The sequence below is a fragment of the Adlercreutzia sp. ZJ141 genome, from assembly GCF_011038965.1.
Lineage (GTDB): Bacteria > Actinomycetota > Coriobacteriia > Coriobacteriales > Eggerthellaceae > ZJ141.
In genome coordinates this window covers 1-17,024 of sequence record NZ_JAAKEB010000026.1, presented here as the reverse complement: position 1 = coordinate 17,024, position 17,024 = coordinate 1, and the positions used below count along the sequence as shown (strand labels likewise).

Sequence of the window (17,024 nt, the reverse complement as noted above, 5' to 3'; positions counted from 1 at the left end):
TGCGATCTGGACCATCGCAGGCCCATCATAGGACAGGAAAGCCTTTTTCTGATTCTCATGTCAGCGGTACGGTTTAACCGTCTACCGCACCACAGGCATAGCCTGTGGGTTTCTCACATGGCGCTAAGCTCCTAACTGGGCATTTTACCTTTTTTCCAGGTTTCATTTTACCGGTTGATTGTCATTTTAAGTCCAGGTAACGGAGTTAGCTTAATCAACCCTGCGCAGGCGGGGCTAGGTTGATGCAAGAAGGGCGCATCACTGCTCTTTGGCAACGATGCGCCCTTTATTACATGCTGTGGCATTCTTGGAATTCAAGAGGGTCTGCGGCGCGATGCGAAGTGCGATGCGAAGTGCGGCTTCGCGGGCACGCCATCACCCTAACGAATTCATTAACGCTGCTTTAGCCAAGACGGCTCTGGCCCATAATTTCTTCTGCGGCCAACATTCCGAACGTCATGCCGTGGCCTGTGCCGGTGCCGCCGATCATGGACGGGTAAATGTTTCCGTAGAAGGAGCCGCCCGAATTGCCAACTGCATACAGATGAGGAATCGGCTTGCCCTCGGTGTCGGTAATGCGCAGCTTGCCGTCCATGGTCAGGCCACCTCGCACGCATTCGATACCCATGCCGATGCCTGCTGCATAGAAGGGCGGAGTGTCGATAGGCTTGCACCATTTCGCCTGCTTGAGGAATAGGTCGTCATGGCCGGATTCGCACATGGCGTTGTAGGTGTCTATGGTCGCCTTGAGATCTTCGTAAGGAATCTCTACCATTTCGGCGAGCTCTTCGATGGTGTCGGCCTTGAACGTCAGGCCGTTAGGCACGTCAACGTTGTCAATCTGCTCTTGGGTGTTGATAGAGAAAGCGGTAATGGGGGCCAAAATGTCGCCGTACTTCTCGAACCATGCGCCGTCCCAGATTGACCACGCGAAGCCTTCGGGCGGAACAGAAGCCAGGCAGTTAGCCATGCGCATGCATCCGGTAATGTTCTCGGTTTCCTCGTTGGTGAAGCGCTCTCCTTGCTTGGTTACATAGAGCATGGGGTAGGAAGCAACAGCGGGATTCCAAGACCACGCATCGGACATAGCCCACAGGGCTGCCAGTTCGGGGTTCTCTTCTTTGGCGGGGTCCGGGCGCATAATTTTACCGGTGATGGTTTGGCCGGGCCATGCATCCAGCGTTGCCATGGTATCGAATCCGGCTCCAATCCACATGGCCGCCTTGGCCATTGCGCCATCGCACTGAGGTGCCGAGAAGTCGTAGTAGTTGTTCAGCGCCAACGGGCAGTACTTTTGCAGCATTTCGGGATCGCGCATGTAGTCGCCAGCTGCGATGATAATGCCTTTGGAGGCATTGTAGCGAACGTACGCGCCGTCCTTATTGGTAGCAATAACGCCGGTGACGGGGCGGTCTTCTTCTTCGGATCGCTCGATACGTACGCCCTTGGTGTTGAAGTCGAACACGGCACCGTTAGATGCGGCGTAGTCGCCCATAACGGCATTCCACTCGAATTTCTCATGAGGATCGGGGCCTACAAAATTATGGGAAAGCTCGAACAGGTTGTAGTAGTTCGTGATATTGCTCTTATCTCCGGTTACGAGCAGCGTGCCGGCTGCAAGCTTGTCGCCTGTTTGGGAGAACGGCGCGGCGTAGGTTACCTGCGCTCCGCCGAAGTCTTCCATAATGCCTCCGGCCCAGTCGAGCATTTCGCCGGAGTGGTCAACGTAAATGGAAATGAGGTCGATGCGCGACTGATAACGACCCGAGAGCATGTACGCATCCAAGATCAGCTGATCGCGAATTTCGTCGTTGAACTCAAGACCCAACGCACGCTGGTACTTGGTGTTGTATCCGGTGGTGGAAGAACGGGATGAGCCGTAGCCAGAACCGGCCTCTATGACGCGCACATCATCGCAAAGCTCGGATGCACGCGCTGCGGCGGCGTTGCCGGCAATGCCCGCGCCTACAATTAAGATTTCGCAGTCGATCGTCTCAACGATTTCCTCTTCGGGAATAGGCTCGGGCACAACCTCAAAGGAATAGCGCGCTTCTTCCGAAGAGCCAGTGCCTGTCGATTCCCCTTCGCTGCTCGTGCTGCCAGCCGTAGGCGCACAGCCTGCTGCCAGAACGCCCGCGCTTGCCACACCGGCGGCTGCCATTCCCTTAAGGAAGGTTCGGCGGTTCAGTTCCAGAGTCATATCCCTCTCCTTTCGTTTTGACGAGCGTTTTCGTTGCTCGTCCCCTTCAATGAAGCTCGAGTTCGTTCGAGGTGAACTCCGTCGCAAAATGCTAGCAGGCGGTGTTTCATGGAAGGCGAAAGCACCCATAAATTGGAAACAATCCGAGCTGATGTCGAGACGAAAGAGCCAGTGATGGAGTAACATTTGACCTGCAAATGTTCACTTTTTGAGTGAATAGCTGAGGGGATGGGGTTATGCAGCATGTCGTAGACGAATTCGTCTTTCAAAATGACGAGATTGCTCGAAGCATCATTTTGGCCATGAACGAGCTTGCTGAAACGCATACGTACGAGGAAATGTCCATTAGACAAATATGCGAGAAGGCAAACGTTTCCAGAACCACATTCTACCGGCGCTTCGATGGGAAGATTGAAGCGGCAGAGTGGGTTATGCGGCGCGTCAGTGCAATCGGACTGGCCCAGATTGGGCGAACGTTAACGTGGCATGAAGGCATTACCATGACATTGGCAGCCACTAAGCGCTTCGCGGCGTTCTTTCGCGCTGGAGGAGAATGGGGCGATTCCGCCGCGCGACGAATCATGGACGATTTTACGTCCTATCATGTGGGTATGTTCATAGACACCGTAACGCGATACAAGCGCATTCGTCTTGATGAGGGGCTAGAATACGTTCTTCGGTTCTGGGTCTACTCGCTTTGCGACGCATTGTTCTTTTGGCGCATCTCGGATTTCGCTATTCCGGTCAACCAGATGGCCGAATATCTCGAGCGTGCTGTTCCCGCGGAAATACATGAGATGCTACAGGAGCCTGTCAGCTTGACAGGAGACGAGGTGTTTTTCAAGTTGCGCGAAGAAAGCGAAGAAAGCATCGCTTAAAACGCGCCGGTAAAGTGTGCTTTTCTGACTTCGGTTAATCAGTGTTTCCCTTATGCTTCCTGTTGATGTCGTGTTCGAAATTTTGGTGTAGGCTACTTGCTAAGTGAACCCTGCGAACCGTTTTTGAGCCCCAATCTTCAACTCAATTCCAAATACTTCTAAAATTGTGATACTATGCACGAAATACCAAGGAATAATGTGATAGAAGTCACATTAACGGAAGGACTGAGTAATGCAGCGTTATATGACGAGACAGATCACGTCGCAGCTACGTGCGTGGAAGAACTCGCCCTTTCGCAAGCCGTTGGTGCTCAAAGGGGCGCGCCAGGTGGGCAAGACCCAGGTGCTTAAGCAGTTTGGTATCGATGAGTTTGCCAATGTCGCTTACGTGTCGCTGGAGAAGATCGACATTGACACGCCGAGTGAGTATGCAGAATTCTTCGAACAGACCCATGACCCGCGGCGCATTGTTGCCAACCTGACGCTGGCTCTCGGAGTTCCCATTGAGGTTGACAGCACGCTTCTCATTTTGGACGAGATTCAGGACTGCCCAGCCGCAATTAACTCGCTCAAGTACTTTTGCGAGGAAATGCCCGATCTTGCGGTTGTTTGTGCGGGTTCGTTACTGGGCGTTGCTCTCGCTTCAGAAAATGCGTTTCCCGTGGGGAAGGTCAGCTTTCTTACAATGTATCCGATGACGTTCACGGAGTTTCTCTGGGCGGTCGGCGAGGAACCGCTTGCTCAGTATGCAGGCAGTATAAGCACGTTTGAGTCGATTCCTCAACTATTCGCTGATCGCCTTCGGGACAATCTTCGGGCTTACTTTGCTGTTGGAGGCATGCCCGAAGCCGTGCTCCGGTGGGCGACAACGAGCGATATCGGCCAAGTGGATATGGTGCTTTCGGATCTTCTTGATTCTTACGAGCGAGACTTCGCGAAGCACGGCGGGGCGCGAATGTTCGCAAAAATCAGCCAAGTGTGGCGGTCTCTGCCGGCACAGCTTGCTCGGGATAATAAGAAATTTCTCTACGGTATCGTAAGGGAAGGGTCGCGTGCTCGTGAGTACGAGGATGCTGTGATATGGTTACAGAACGCCGGGCTAATCTATCGTGTGAACCGTTCTACTCGTCCGGGTCTGCCGTTGAGTGCCTATGATGAAAATGCCTTCAAGATATATGCTCTCGATATTGGGGTCTTACGTCGGCTCTCGCGACTGGATGCGACGGTGTTCTCGCGAACTGAAAACATGTTTTCGGAGTTTAAAGGAGCTTTCGCTGAGAATTACGTGTTACAGGCGCTGATGACGCAACTCGATGTAGATCCTCGCTACTGGGTCAGTGAGAAACCGCGCCACGAGGTTGACTATCTGGTTCAGCTTGGCAACGAGGTCATTCCGTGTGAAGTGAAGGCTGGAACGAACGTGAAATCGCCGAGTTTGAAATACTACGCTGGTAAATATCCCCGAGAAACTCCACTCCGTGTGAGATTTTCGCTGCTCAACCTCGCTAGAAATGACGATGTGGTGAACATTCCACTCTATTTATGTGACCATGCGGCACCCTTAATTCGGCACTCGTTGTTCTCGGCGTAGCACATAGAGGAAGCTAGCAAAAACTCACGTAATGCGCGATTGCTGAGAGAGGCTATTTCAGCCAAAATCTCCGTTTAGGAGACACGATTTTGCCTGCTTCGTGGCTATGATGGAAACATCGAGCAGAAGGAGGCTTCATCGAATGAATCAGGCAGAAATTGGGTCGTTCATTGCACAGAAACGGCGGGAAAAGAACCTTACGCAGGCAGAGCTGGCCGCGAATTTGGGCATGTCAAACAAGGCGGTGTCCAAATGGGAGACCGGAAAGAGTATGCCGGATTATGCGGTTGTTCAGAGTCTGTGCAAGGAGCTGGGCATCAGTGTATCCGAGCTTGTGAATGCGAAAGAAGCAAGTCCTGAGGACAGCATGGTCCCATCTTCTGTTGAAGAGCAAATTCTCGATTTAATGAAGCGAACCCAGAAATTGGAAGCGCAGCGTACGTCGTTGTACGGGATTGTCCTGATAGTGATGGGAATTGCCCTGATGGCGTCGCGCAACGTGGTTGGCGGAAGCGATGTGCCGGACTTCTTTGCAGGAATGATCATGGGCATATCGTCCGCCGCCACCCTAGTTGGGGTCTATATTGCGGCAAGAGGCCTTGCCAAACGCTAACGTGGTACAATCCCGAATCAAGGGGCTACCCCCCCCGCCTGAACAAGGAGGGCAATGGGAAGCTCCTTATCATTTTGCTTCATCTGTCACAACAACCGGTAAAGTACTTACAGGCCCGATGTGAAGCCCGCCAGTGTCTGAGGGGCTTCACATCGGGCTAATTTCTTCGTTGCCTGGAAATCGCGCTGTGATACGATGAGCTTCGCGTTATCGGCGCTCACCTGCACCATTGAACTTAGGCCGCCGAAGGGCGGTTTTGTTACTCATTTTCGTTGGGAGATATGCATCATGAGCTTTCGCTTCGCCTGCGCCCGTGCCGTAAGCGCGGCTTCTACCTGGGCACTGAAGAACGTGTTTCACCGTCCCGCCGCCAATTTCCCCGGCCAAATTGCCCTGCGCGCAGACCCCGACGTCATCGCCCACCTGGCCCCGAAGCTTACCCGCGGGTCGATCTGCGTCGTGGGTACGAATGGCAAAACCACCACCACAAACCTGCTTGCCGACGCACTTGAAGTTGCCGGGCAACACGTCGTGTGCAACCGCACCGGTGCCAACCTCGACTCCGGCATCGCATCAGCGCTTCTGCACGCGAGCGAAGCAAATTGGGGCGTGCTCGAGTGTGACGAAATGTGGCTGGCAAAGGTGCTTCCCCACCTGAAATCGGACTACGTGCTACTGCTAAACTTGTTCCGCGACCAGCTCGACCGCATGGGAGAAATCGCCCGCGTACAAGACAGCATAGCTGGTGCGCTGGAAAGCTCGCCAAACACCGTGCTGTTGTACAACGCCGACGACCCGCTGTGTGCCGCCATCGCCGCACGCATTTCGAATAAGTCGCTTGCGTTCGGTATTGCCGAGAGCATGGGGCTTTCCCAAAACACCGTGTCAGATACGAACATGTGCCAGCAATGTTCGGCCATGATGACCTACGATTTCCGCCAGTACGGTCAGCTGGGTGCCTACCGCTGCCCCGAATGCGGCTTTGCGCGACCCACGCTCGACTTCGCCGCCGACAACGTGCAGCTTGCCGCCAACGGACTGGCGTTCGACATTGCTGCATATGCAGGAGCAAACGCAACGGCAGTAGCTCTCGCAAATCACAGCAAACGTTGCGGAGAAATCGGAGAAAGCCAAGAAGTCAAGCCTGTCGAAAGCCCTTCACGTATGCGCATCGAGGCGCCCTTCAGCGGCTCGTACATGGTATACAACCTGCTTGCCTGCGCGGTAGGTGCCTGCGTGCTCGGCTGTCCGCCCGATGCACTCAAGCAAGCTATCGAATCGTTTGATCCCAAAAACGGACGCCTGCAAACCTACCAGCTGAATGGGCGGCGCGTACTGCTGAATCTGGCGAAAAACCCCACCGGATTCAATCAGAACCTAAAAATCGTCGCACAGGACAAAGGGCAGAAGGCCGTAGCATTCTTCATCAACGACAAGGAAGCCGACGGACATGACGTGTCGTGGCTGTGGGACATCGACTTTGAAGAGCTTGCTGAAAGCGGCACGACGGCAGTGTACGCAAGCGGCATTCGTGGCAATGACATGCAGGTTCGCCTGAAGTACGCTAATATCGAATCGCGCGTGGCGGCTGACGCCGACGAGGTGCTGAACCTCATCGAGCAGCTTCCCCCGCACGTAAACGCCTACTTGATAGCTAACTACACCGCGCTTCCTGGGGCAAAAGCGGCGCTCGACCGGCGCGCAAACGAGCAGCCGGCCTGTGGAAACCACCCGGGTACGCAAGGCGACGCAAGCTTAGCTTCCTCCCCCTTCGCCGAAACGAACGCGATTGACGCGCGCGACACCGACAACACCCCTCTGGTAGTCATCGCGCATCTGTTTCCCGATCTACTGAACCTCTACGGCGACGGCGGCAACGTGCGCATACTGGAACAGCGACTTCGCTGGAGAGGCATTCCCTGTGAGATTCGTCGCGTGCAGTACGGCGAAAACGTTGATCTTTCCTCGGTTGACCTGGTGTTTATGGGTGGCGGCCCCGACCGCGAGCAGAAGCTCGCCTCAAACGAGCTCATGCGCATGCGCGAAAACCTGCGTACCTATGTGGAAGAAGGCGGGGCACTTCTGGCTATCTGCGGCGGGTACCAGATTCTCGGCAGCGAGTGGCTTTGGGGCGACGATATCGTGGAAGGCTTAGGGCTGGTTGACATCACCACGCGTCGACCGGGAACGTCGGCAAACCGCCTCATCGATAACATCGTACTCGAATCAACCATCGCAACGCACCCCGTTGTCGGATACGAAAACCACGCTGGACGCACCTACTTAGGCGAAGGCGTTCAGCCGTTTGGAAAGACCGTGTCGTCTGTTGGCTGCGGCAACAACGACGAAACGCGCGCCGACGGCATCCTGTACCGCAACGTACTAGGGACGTACCTGCACGGGCCGTTGCTGGCCAAGAATCCCGAAGTTGCCGACTGGCTGCTCGACAAAGCGTTGCTGCGTGCCAGCGCGCGCGGGGGATGCTCGGTGCCTTCGCTTTCAGCGCTTGACGACTCGGCGGAACTGGCCGCAAACGCCGCCATGCGCCACAAACTCGGCGTGCGCAGCTAACCTGCCGTCGCCCGCTCAGCCACATGCACGGCACGCACAATCCGCTCACGAACACGCAGCTTCCGAAGGTAAACAGAGGAGTGAACAGAGACGAACACTTCTCCATTCTCTGTTCACCTTCGTCCTGTCACGTCATCTTCTGTCGAAGGTTCGCAAGGCATGTGGGCTTTTGCCGCAAAAGGGCTGATCGGGGTTGCGCGCGTTCTTGCGCGCCTGCACAATGACATGCATGGCTTACGAACGACGCAACCATACTGGCGCATCGCGCCCCTCTGTCCGGCCGTCCGCACGCCCATCGCGGAGCAGCTCGCACGGCGGCGCGCCCTCTCAAAGCGAATCACGCTACGGCAGATCACGCTATGGTTCGTCGTCGCAACGCACGTCAACGCGATCCGCAAGTGCCTACGGTAGCTCGAGCACTTCTGGGCAAAGCTACGAGGATTTCGCTGATCGCTCCCGCTACACCCGGGGATCAAACGCTCGCGTCGCAAGCAACGCCGCCGACGAATTCTCCAGCACACCCCGCATGTCGCGTTATCACTACGTTGCCAAGCGGAAGAACTCGCGCCGCAAAGCCGCGCTTATCGCCGTCATCGCCGCGCTCGTGGTGGTGCTCGGCGGCGCAGGAGCCGCACTCGCCTATTACGCGAACATCAGCGGCAACCTTCATGAAGGCCTAACCAGCGGGCTCCTTTCCTCGCTAACCGACACGTACGCCGACACCGATCCGTTCTACATGCTACTCATGGGAACCGACGGATCGGCCGAACGAGAAGCAGCATCGGAATTCGAAGGCGACCAGTTCAGAACCGACAGCATTATGCTCGTGCGCGTGGACCCTTCCAACAAGAAGGTAACCATGATCTCGATTTTGCGAGATACCTACGTTGACATGGGAGAATACGGGCAAAACAAAATCAACACGGCTCACGCCCTTGGCGGTGCCGAACTCGCCGTGAAAACGGTGTCGGACTTAGCCGGCGTCGATATTAACCATTATGCGGAAATAAACTTCGATGGGTTCAAATCAATCGTCGACGCCTTAGGCGGCATTGAGGTTGACGTACCCATGGCTATCGACGACCCCGAAGCGGGTGGCTCACTCGAGGCCGGCCCGCAAACCCTGAACGGCGATCAGGCGCTTATCTTGTGCCGCAGCCGCCATGCGTATGACGAATACGGCAAAGGCGACGAATACCGCGCGGCGAATCAGCGCTTGGTGCTGAGCGCCATCGCCGAGAAGCTTCTGCAATCCGACGCGAGAACTATCGCATCAACGGTTTCGGCACTGTCGGAATACGTGACTACCGACTTTGAAGTGAACGAGATCATCGGCCTCGCGCAGGCCATGCGCGGCCTGAATCCCGAAACCGACATTTACACCGGAACCGAGCCGACTGAGTCGGTGTATATAAATGATCAATGGTTCGAAATTGTTGACGTCGACGCATGGACCGCCATGATGGAACGCGTTGACCAGGGTCTTCCTCCGAATGAGGAAGACTACGTTGACGAAGCCACCGGCACGGTGTTCTCGACGGGCAACGGCACAGCCACATCGTCAACAGACAGCGGCTCAACAACCGTAACCGTCTTGAACGGCAACGGCGTGTCGGGTGCAAGCTCAAGTGCTGCGGCAACCATCGACAAGGCGGGGTTCGAAACAACCACCACCGACAACGCCGATTCATTCAACTACACCTCAACCATCATTATGTATGCGAATGAACAGGACAAAGAAGCGGCGCAAAAGATAGCCGACGCTCTTGGAGTTGGTACGGTGCAGGCAAGCGACGGATCGATTCCGTTCGAAACCGCGTTTTTGGTTGTACTTGGTGCCGATTACTCGTAACTCGGAACACTAAAACCCGAGCGACCAATCGCCCAGCAAAAGCCCTTTCGCCATGCCCAACACAGCAATGTGCGCTGGATAGTACGCATAGAAGAGCCATTTCATCGGCCGGCCACGCCTTCCATTGTAGGCAAGCAGCAAACCAATCGCCGCCGTATTACCCACTGCAGCGTACAGAAGAAACGGCAGTGCGGCGATATCGACCACAACCGCTGCAAGCTCGCTTATTCCCGTTGAGACAAGGGGAATCAGTGTCGGCAAGACGATGCTTTTCCGCCACGCGCGTTGAGCTTCGTCTGCACAAGTCGCTGCGCCCGCTTCCCCGAAGCACGACCCAACGCGTGCACTCGCGCTTCCCCGAAGCACATGTATCATCAGAACCATAACAGGCCCGAATACACCCCAATCGCACGTTGCACTTGCTGCCGTCGCAAGAACGAACAGTCCCCAGAAAAGCAGACGATTGCTCATTGTGTCGTACAACCACAGCACGACAAGCGACAGTAACAACGTGAGTAAAACGTTGCCGCTATGACTCAGGAAAAGCCAGTACGGCAGCTGAGAAACGGCGGCGAACACCGCAAGTCGGCAAGCATAGCGTTTCAGGTTCGACGTATGTCGATAGCCCTCAACCAGCAAAAACGCCATGATGGGAAACGTCATACCGCCGACCGCCAGCATGACACAACGAATCCCGAAGGGCAAATACGGGTAAAACACGTACGCCGCATGGTTAAACGTCATGCCAATGATGGCAACAACCTTCAGCGTAAACGACGACAAGCCGGAAAAACCCCGCCCTGATGCGCGGGTGACAACGACCTGGCGTGCATCGGTTTCAGCGGCTTGGCACACGTTGGCAGCACCAGCTTGGCATGTATCGGCACCAACCGCTTGGCGCGCGTCGGCAGCAACGGCTTGTCGCGCGTCGGCAGCAAGCGATGCCTCGCCCCATGCACTCTCGGTTGTTCGATGCTGTGTTTCCATGTCGCATAGTATACTTCCCGTCAGAAACCCAACGAACAACGAAACGGCAGGAACCGTTATGAACGCAAATCGCGAATCGGAAGCAACCGAGCAAGAAACTGCCTTCGCCAACGATTCTTTCACTAACGACAACAACCGTGATGAAACGTCAGCTAGACTGCTCGTACTGCTTTTCGCAATCGCGTACACCACTTTCGTGATGAACACGTTGCCCGCGACCACGCTCGCCGAGGCAACCATTCAAGAAGCACTGCTCGCCCTACCCCTGTTGTCCTTTGTGCTGTTCGTTGACCAAAACCTCAAGAGATGTGGCATCGCCACAGAAACGGCTGTCACTACCAGCGCCGCTCCCATATCTGACAGCGCAAAGAAGCATAACGGCAGTAACACTCCACACCGCAGTGACCACAGCGAAGGCAGAGAAAGCAGCGAAAGCACTTCCGACTCGCAGTGTAAACGTGTCAGCACCGCCAGCACGCACATTACCCGCACGCGCCGCGCTGCCACCGTCGCAGTAGGTCTGATGATCGCAGCAGCGTGCATTGGAGGAATTGCAAGCATCGTGTTTCCCAACCCGCAGGTGCACGCGCCCACTGATCCCCTTGCGGTACGCATCGCGCTTGCTGCGGCGCTTTGCCTGCTCACCGGCGTATTCGAAGAACTACTGTTTCGCGGCATTGCCTTTACGGCATTCGAAAGCGCCTTCCGTTCGTGGCGTTCTGTTCGAAATCCCGCTCGCGCTGCAGCAATTGTACAAGCGGCGTTGTTTGCCCTTCTGCACGTTTCCCTGCAAGATGCTCTGCTGCTCGAAAGCCCTATCGCGGGCGCGCAAGCCCTGTTGAAGATACTGCAAGCGTTCCTGTTCGGCATGATTATGGCGGGTCTTTTCGCACGAACCAGAAGTTTGCTGCCTTGTGTTGTCGCGCATGCCGCGTTTGATTGCCTCTACCTTGGCCCCGCCTTCAGTGCCAGTGGCATGGTAAGCGTATCGTATATGTCGGGATCGCTTCCCGATCTTATCGCGCTCACAGCGAGCACTGCGCTTATCGCTTGCGCCGCATGGCTCACACGCAGTTGGCTTGGCGCCCAAAATGCCACGAGTCGATACATTTTGTGACCTTTGTCGACAAAATGAGCGTTTCGAGAAGGCTTATCGCTTTGGTTCGGTAGTATTTGCTTGAACGAACCATAAGTCCGGTCCTCCAGCTCCGCACTACGGAGCCACGCCAATAGGACGCGGCTGAAATCGCATGTGGGAGTTGTGAATGAGCAACGTTGCAGTTGTGTACTGGAGCGGCACCGGCAACACCGCCGCCATGGCAAGGAAAGTTACCAAGGGTATCACGCGCGCTGGCGGCACCGCCGATACTATGATGGCGCGCGACTTCTCGCCAACCAAGATCGATACCTACGACGCATTCGCATTCGGCTGCCCCGCCATGGGGAAAGAGCAGCTTGAGCAGAAGCAATTCGAGCCTATGTATGCCGAGGTCGAACCGCTTCTAACAGGTAAAAAGGTGGTTTTGTTTGGGTCTTACAGCTGGAATCACGGCGAATGGATGAACATCTGGAAGAAACGTGCTGAAGATGCGGGCTTGAACGTAGTGGGTACCCTCATCGTCAAGGATCATCCGGGCATTATGCATAGTGGTGACTGCGTTCGCCTTGGTGAGCTGATCGCGAAGGCGGCGAAAGCGTAAGGGGCGTAAGGCGTTAAGGCGGGCGTTAAGCTTTTTCGCGAAGATGCCTTGCAAGGAATCAAGCGTTTCGCTATACTTCATGTTCGCGCTTGGGGCTTTTGCCCAACGCCGTGCCAACGTGGCTCAGCTGGTAGAGCAGCTCACTCGTAATGAGCAGGTCAGCGGTTCGAGTCCGCTCGTTGGCTCCAGAATAAACGCTGGTCAGATCTAACTCTCTGACCAGCTTTTTTTGTTCGCAAAATCCTCGGTGTGACAATAGGGTCAGGTCACGTTTTTGAAAAACGTGACAGAATGATCCGCCCTGACCCTATTGTCACACCAACCAAAAAAGAGTACAGACTCCTCGAAAAACACGGTTCAGAATCCTCGAAAAACACGTTTGTAATTCCTCGAAAAACACGGTTAAATATATCTGCCCTCGACAATCGCCTACCAGAAGGATGCCCATGATTAGTTACACCAATCTCTGTCCCAAAGGATACCGCCCACGTCACGTCGATACCCTAGTAAGACAGCGACTTGAGGACTTTGGAGCCATCGAGATTCAAGGCACGCGATGGTCGGGTAAGTCATGGACAGCATCGGCCTTTGCTGAAAGCACTACCCGTGTCGACGAAGGCTCTGGACTCTACATAGAAGACCCAGGGCTTGCCTTGCTCGGCCAACAGCCGCACGTCATCGACGAATGGCAAGACGTGCCTGCAATCTGGAATCGTGTTCGTCACAGCGTAGATGATTCGGGTAACAAGCCCGGACAGTACATCCTTACAGGCTCATCATCACCCAACAACTCCGAAGAAAGACACAGCGGAGCTGGCAGAATATCTCGTATCCGAATGAGAACCATGACCCTAGCCGAACAGGGGCTTTCAACACAGACGGTATCCCTCGCTCGATTATTTGACGGCCAATTCGAGCCATGTTCCTCCGCCTTTAATCTTGCTGACTACGCTCGTGCCATCTGCCACGGCGGCTGGCCTGCCCTACTCGAAGCAACCGAGACACGCGCGCAGAGAACCGTCAGCGAATACCTCGATCTCCTTTTCAGCGTAAGCATGCGCAAGCTCGGTCGAGATCCTGTTCTTTCCCGGCGCATCGCTGTGTCGCTCGCACGAAACCTTGGCACAAGTGCGACACTCAAAACACTCTGCAACGATGCCGCTGCTGGAGATGTCGTTCCTACTGAAGAAACCGTCTCGAAATACCTTTCGGATTTTGCCCTGAACTTCTTTTTAGACGAGCTTCCTGGGTGGGATGCTCCCGTGAAATCACGCTCACGGGTTCGCACGAAACCGAAGCGCTATCTTGACGATCCCTCAATGGCCGTTTCACTTCTTTCACTGAGCCCCCAGCGCCTGATTCAGGAAGGGCAATTGTTCGGTACGCTTTTCGAATCCCTCTGCTACCATGATATTGCTGTATATGCAAGTCTCTTGCCCGGAGCAGGGACATCGCCTGTGAGTTACTACGCTGACGCAGATGGTCTGGAAGTTGACTTGATAATCGAACTTCGCGACGGCAGATGGGCTGCACTAGAAGTCAAACTCGGAGAATCGAAAGTCCCCGACGCTGTAAAAAACCTCAACAGGCTTAAGTCGAAAATTGCCGCTAACCCTTCCGCCCGCAACAAAGAGCCAGAATTTATGGCCGTTCTCGTAGGGGCAGCTCCCTACGCACGTCAACGCAAAGAAGACGGCATTTACGTGCTTCCTCTTGCCACGCTTACCGCATAAATGCCAAAACACACAAGGAACCGATGCGTTAGTCTCCCCAGTTATCGTCTCCGTCGTATGTGACAATAGGATCAGGTCATTTTCGTCGACTATTTCCAAAGACCGAAACCGTCCACAATCGCCAAACAACTAATCTATTCGTCATCATCGGACCCAAACCAAAAACTGTCTGATACCCACTCCCTCTTAGTTCTATCATCTGCCAACGCATCCACAGCAAGAATCATCATTAAGTACAGAAGCTCATTCTCCTTGCAGGAATACCCTATTACATAGCAATCACTCTGGCTCCAAAGGTTCTTGTCAACTTTCGCGATTACTGAGCCATCTTTCTCCTGAATCTCATAGTCAAAAGACATGCTTTTACACAACAACTCCCAATCCACGAAATCATACTCGTAACGCATACCGGCAAAGCTATCCTTAACTTCTCGAAAGATCTTATCGAACCCGTCAAGCCAATCGCCCAGCTTCTTATTTCGTAAGCATCCTAGCTTTTTGCCATTAACCCTGACCTCAAACTCTACGTTCTCGCCTTGGTATCTCTCAAATGGCGATCTTAATGAAAGTGCTTTCTTCTTTAGATTACCAACCTTACACCCGCAGCTGTCATAAACAGTGATACTTGGAGACGTCGAAAAGAACTCACTCTCAACTCTATACACGACGTTTCGCTGTTCGTCGTAAACCTTGAACTTGTCGCTGATAGCGTATGCACGCTGCTTGATTAGAAGCTTGAACGGGTATTCTTCACTTTGCATGAGGGCGTGCGTGAACTCTTCGTTTTTCTCGTCAATCCTGTTGTTAATTGCAATAGAGATGGGTATGGAAGCTACGTTCAAAACCTCTTTCGTTATTGCTTTCCCTACGCTCCCGGCAAGACTATCTAACAGACCCATAATGCTCTCCTACTCGTTTGGCAACGGTGGTGGCGTCAACGCCGCCAAGCGCAGAACATCCTGAAGATTCTCAGCCAGATCCCATTTGATCATGCCTGGTTTCCAAATATACGTCTCTTTCAACACTTTGCCATCCGCAATCAGCCGAGCTAATTCGGTTGCCGAATATGGCCCAGCAGCCACGTCATCAATAGCAGCATAGTAAATAGATTGGCCATTGATCTGTATACCATTGTCTACACCAGGTGTTGTCATGTTAGCGATGCTGCTATTCATGGATTGGGTCATCTGGGCCGCAACTGTTGCGCCAAGACCAAATTCAACGAGTTTGTCCAAGGAATAAAAGAAATCATTGCTCATGTTCATTGCTCCCTGTCGAAGCGTCTGCCGGAATAGGCGGCATTGGGTTAAGCGTCTTGGCAAGCTCCTCGACTGAGCCCGCCTTGACCCAATTACTCATTCCTTCTTTCCATACAAGCGTCTCTACGGTTAAAGTCCCTTCTCTCGCCATCTGCGAAAGGGTTCTCATATCGAATGGTCCTGCAGGCTGACTGTTCTGCGCTACGTAATATGCAGTGATGGGTATAGGAGGCGGTGTTTGCCCGGTACCGATTGGTGGAGGGGTCTGCCCCTTCGCAATCGTTTGGCTCATACCGTTCATCATGCCGTTCATCATGCCAGCCATGTTCTGACCAATTGCCCCACCCATAGCAAGACCTGCCATCATAGCTCCCGGATTCAAACCGTCGCCACCACCAGATCCACTACCCATTGACGCACTTGCACCCATGTTCCCAAGGGCTTCTGCGCCAGCAATTCCAACTGCTGCCTGCTGCTCCAACTTATAAGCGTCGAAATAACTTGTCTGCGATTGCTTGCGCTGAGCATACTGTGTCTCCTCGCGCTGAATGCGGAGTGTCTCGTCTAAGTTCTCGGCATTGATGCGTTGTTGATCCTCCAAGTTCTTGATGTTTACTTGTGTCTGCGCCTGAACAGTGACAGAAGAAATGTCGCGCGTGACTGCCATAAGCCGTTGGAAGCCGTCGCTCGTTTTGTCTATCTCAATGGCAGCGATATCAAGTCCAGTAACATTAACACCAAAGTCCTTCCCCAAACGCTCGACAACCACAGGCATCGCAGCGTCATTTATCTCTGTGATTCGTCGATCTATCTGGACGACAGGTAAATTGAAATCCATGGGGGCATTGGCTATTATCGCTTTCACATATCGGACGATAGCATCGCGAACCTGATTTTGAAAAGCATCAGGGCTAAACTCGTCCATCCTGTGTAGTTTGATAAAGCCTTTGTAATCCTTGATATTGAAAGTGAGCGTTCCGCGAACCGCCGTGGGCACGCCGAAGTCCAAGAAACGCGGGTCAAACACATCGAAGAAAGGCACGGCGAATTTTATCTGTATAATACTAGCAAGGTTGATGAAGTAAACCTCAGCCTGAAACGGAGTGCCGCCATCATAGGCAAGCCCGATAGCGCTTGCTATGAAAGGAATGTTCTTCGTAGATAAAATCTGGTCATAAGGACCTTCAATGTAGTCCTGTACTGTGCCGTCCTTCTGCTTATACACAAAGACAGCAACAGAACCATCGCGCACGCGAAGCGAAGAGCCTAGCCTGATAGCATTCTCTCGCGAATTTACACCACTGATAGAGCCTTGTGGTCTCCACTTCCAAATCAGGTAGTCTTGTTCGTCGCAGCGGATTTCATTCATCAACCCGCCATTTTTCTTGAATAATGCCATGTCAACCTCTCATCCTTGTAGTCAAAGTCATGACCACCGGCATAGCCGGTGGCTTGATTGGGCGACCCTGTAAGGGTCGCGAATGCCGGCGGCGGCAAGCCGCGATGGCCCAGAGCACTCTTGCCGGCCGCCCCTAAAGGGGCTGCGTTCGCACCTTACCGGTCGAACCCGCCGCCGTCCTCCTGATCTTTTATGTACTTCTTTATCGTGGCCTCGTTCAGCCCGACGGTGCTCACGTAGT

Annotated in this window: 13 protein-coding genes and 1 tRNA gene; 9 read left to right on the top strand and 5 right to left on the bottom strand. The window is 54.0% G+C overall.

Features of this window, described 5'->3' with window-relative positions:
• Positions 1-403 precede the first annotated feature (403 nt).
• Complete coding sequence (locus tag G7Y44_RS09765; RefSeq protein WP_165043082.1) at positions 404-2,200, bottom strand: FAD-binding protein; 1,797 nt, start codon at positions 2,198-2,200, stop codon at positions 404-406.
• Between the two features lie 236 nt (positions 2,201-2,436).
• On the opposite strand from G7Y44_RS09765, the gene G7Y44_RS09760 reads away from it, so the two are divergent.
• From G7Y44_RS09760 to G7Y44_RS09740, 5 genes are all read left to right on the top strand, one after another.
• A complete protein-coding gene (locus tag G7Y44_RS09760; protein ID WP_165249507.1) occupies positions 2,437-3,078 on the top strand; it encodes a TetR/AcrR family transcriptional regulator in 642 nt (213 codons plus the stop codon).
• A 232-nt stretch (positions 3,079-3,310) separates the two neighbouring features.
• Positions 3,311-4,669 carry an ATP-binding protein gene (locus G7Y44_RS09755; RefSeq protein ID WP_241159248.1) on the top strand — a complete coding sequence of 453 codons (1,359 nt, stop codon included), beginning with the start codon at positions 3,311-3,313 and terminating at the stop codon, positions 4,667-4,669.
• A gap of 142 nt (positions 4,670-4,811) precedes the next feature.
• A complete protein-coding gene (locus G7Y44_RS09750) occupies positions 4,812-5,282 on the top strand; it encodes a helix-turn-helix domain-containing protein (RefSeq protein WP_165043077.1) in 471 nt (156 codons plus the stop codon).
• A 288-nt stretch (positions 5,283-5,570) separates the two neighbouring features.
• Positions 5,571-7,853: a MurT ligase domain-containing protein gene (locus G7Y44_RS09745; protein ID WP_165249505.1), complete on the top strand. Its 2,283-nt coding sequence runs from the start codon at positions 5,571-5,573 to the stop codon at positions 7,851-7,853.
• A 229-nt stretch (positions 7,854-8,082) separates the two neighbouring features.
• Positions 8,083-9,705, top strand: coding sequence for an LCP family protein (locus tag G7Y44_RS09740; protein ID WP_241159247.1), 1,623 nt, complete (start codon positions 8,083-8,085; stop codon positions 9,703-9,705).
• 9 nt (positions 9,706-9,714) lie between these two features.
• On the opposite strand, the gene G7Y44_RS09735 is transcribed toward G7Y44_RS09740, so the two are convergent.
• A complete protein-coding gene (locus G7Y44_RS09735; RefSeq protein WP_165249503.1) occupies positions 9,715-10,692 on the bottom strand; it encodes a TraX family protein in 978 nt (325 codons plus the stop codon).
• A 58-nt stretch (positions 10,693-10,750) separates the two neighbouring features.
• Here G7Y44_RS09735 and G7Y44_RS09730 point away from each other — a divergent pair, with 58 nt between their 5' ends.
• The 4 genes from G7Y44_RS09730 (at position 10,751) to G7Y44_RS09715 (ending at position 14,125) form a co-directional block, all read left to right on the top strand.
• Positions 10,751-11,809 carry a CPBP family intramembrane glutamic endopeptidase gene (locus G7Y44_RS09730; RefSeq protein WP_165249501.1) on the top strand — a complete coding sequence of 353 codons (1,059 nt, stop codon included), beginning with the start codon at positions 10,751-10,753 and terminating at the stop codon, positions 11,807-11,809.
• Between the two features lie 148 nt (positions 11,810-11,957).
• Positions 11,958-12,392, top strand: coding sequence for a flavodoxin domain-containing protein (locus G7Y44_RS09725; protein ID WP_165249499.1), 435 nt, complete (start codon positions 11,958-11,960; stop codon positions 12,390-12,392).
• Between the two features lie 112 nt (positions 12,393-12,504).
• A tRNA-Thr gene (locus tag G7Y44_RS09720) sits at positions 12,505-12,580 on the top strand.
• 258 nt (positions 12,581-12,838) lie between these two features.
• Positions 12,839-14,125 (top strand): ATP-binding protein, encoded by a 1,287-nt coding sequence (locus G7Y44_RS09715; protein ID WP_165249497.1) that lies wholly within the window; start codon positions 12,839-12,841, stop codon positions 14,123-14,125.
• A 134-nt stretch (positions 14,126-14,259) separates the two neighbouring features.
• Here the strand turns inward: G7Y44_RS09715 and G7Y44_RS09710 are convergent, their stop codons facing one another.
• From G7Y44_RS09710 to G7Y44_RS09700, 3 genes are read right to left on the bottom strand one after another with little or no spacing between them, the layout of a single operon-like run.
• Positions 14,260-15,024, bottom strand: coding sequence for an LURP-one-related/scramblase family protein (locus G7Y44_RS09710; RefSeq protein WP_165249495.1), 765 nt, complete (start codon positions 15,022-15,024; stop codon positions 14,260-14,262).
• Positions 15,025-15,033: 9 nt separating this feature from the next.
• Positions 15,034-15,384, bottom strand: coding sequence for a DUF4339 domain-containing protein (locus G7Y44_RS09705; protein WP_165249493.1), 351 nt, complete (start codon positions 15,382-15,384; stop codon positions 15,034-15,036).
• On the bottom strand, positions 15,374-16,783 hold the full coding sequence (locus G7Y44_RS09700; protein WP_165249491.1) for an SPFH domain-containing protein: 1,410 nt from the start codon (positions 16,781-16,783) through the stop codon (positions 15,374-15,376). The genes G7Y44_RS09705 and G7Y44_RS09700 overlap by 11 nt, the downstream gene beginning before the upstream one ends.
• Between the last annotated feature and the right edge of the window lie 241 nt (positions 16,784-17,024).

Bases quoted from the DNA above. Each gene is read 5' to 3' on its own strand.
- G7Y44_RS09740 (WP_241159247.1), top strand. From the start codon at position 8,083: ATGGCTTACGAACGACGCAACCATACTGGCGCATCGCGCCCCTCTGTC.
- G7Y44_RS09730 (WP_165249501.1), top strand. From the start codon at position 10,751: ATGAACGCAAATCGCGAATCGGAAGCAACCGAGCAAGAAACTGCCTTC.
- G7Y44_RS09750 (WP_165043077.1), top strand. From the start codon at position 4,812: ATGAATCAGGCAGAAATTGGGTCGTTCATTGCACAGAAACGGCGGGAA.
- G7Y44_RS09760 (WP_165249507.1), top strand. From the start codon at position 2,437: ATGCAGCATGTCGTAGACGAATTCGTCTTTCAAAATGACGAGATTGCT.
- G7Y44_RS09725 (WP_165249499.1), top strand. From the start codon at position 11,958: ATGAGCAACGTTGCAGTTGTGTACTGGAGCGGCACCGGCAACACCGCC.
- G7Y44_RS09715 (WP_165249497.1), top strand. From the start codon at position 12,839: ATGATTAGTTACACCAATCTCTGTCCCAAAGGATACCGCCCACGTCAC.
- G7Y44_RS09705 (WP_165249493.1), bottom strand. From the start codon at position 15,384: ATGAGCAATGATTTCTTTTATTCCTTGGACAAACTCGTTGAATTTGGT.
- G7Y44_RS09755 (WP_241159248.1), top strand. From the start codon at position 3,311: ATGCAGCGTTATATGACGAGACAGATCACGTCGCAGCTACGTGCGTGG.
- G7Y44_RS09710 (WP_165249495.1), bottom strand. From the start codon at position 15,024: ATGGGTCTGTTAGATAGTCTTGCCGGGAGCGTAGGGAAAGCAATAACG.
- G7Y44_RS09735 (WP_165249503.1), bottom strand. From the start codon at position 10,692: ATGGAAACACAGCATCGAACAACCGAGAGTGCATGGGGCGAGGCATCG.
- G7Y44_RS09765 (WP_165043082.1), bottom strand. From the start codon at position 2,200: ATGACTCTGGAACTGAACCGCCGAACCTTCCTTAAGGGAATGGCAGCC.
- G7Y44_RS09700 (WP_165249491.1), bottom strand. From the start codon at position 16,783: ATGGCATTATTCAAGAAAAATGGCGGGTTGATGAATGAAATCCGCTGC.
- G7Y44_RS09745 (WP_165249505.1), top strand. From the start codon at position 5,571: ATGAGCTTTCGCTTCGCCTGCGCCCGTGCCGTAAGCGCGGCTTCTACC.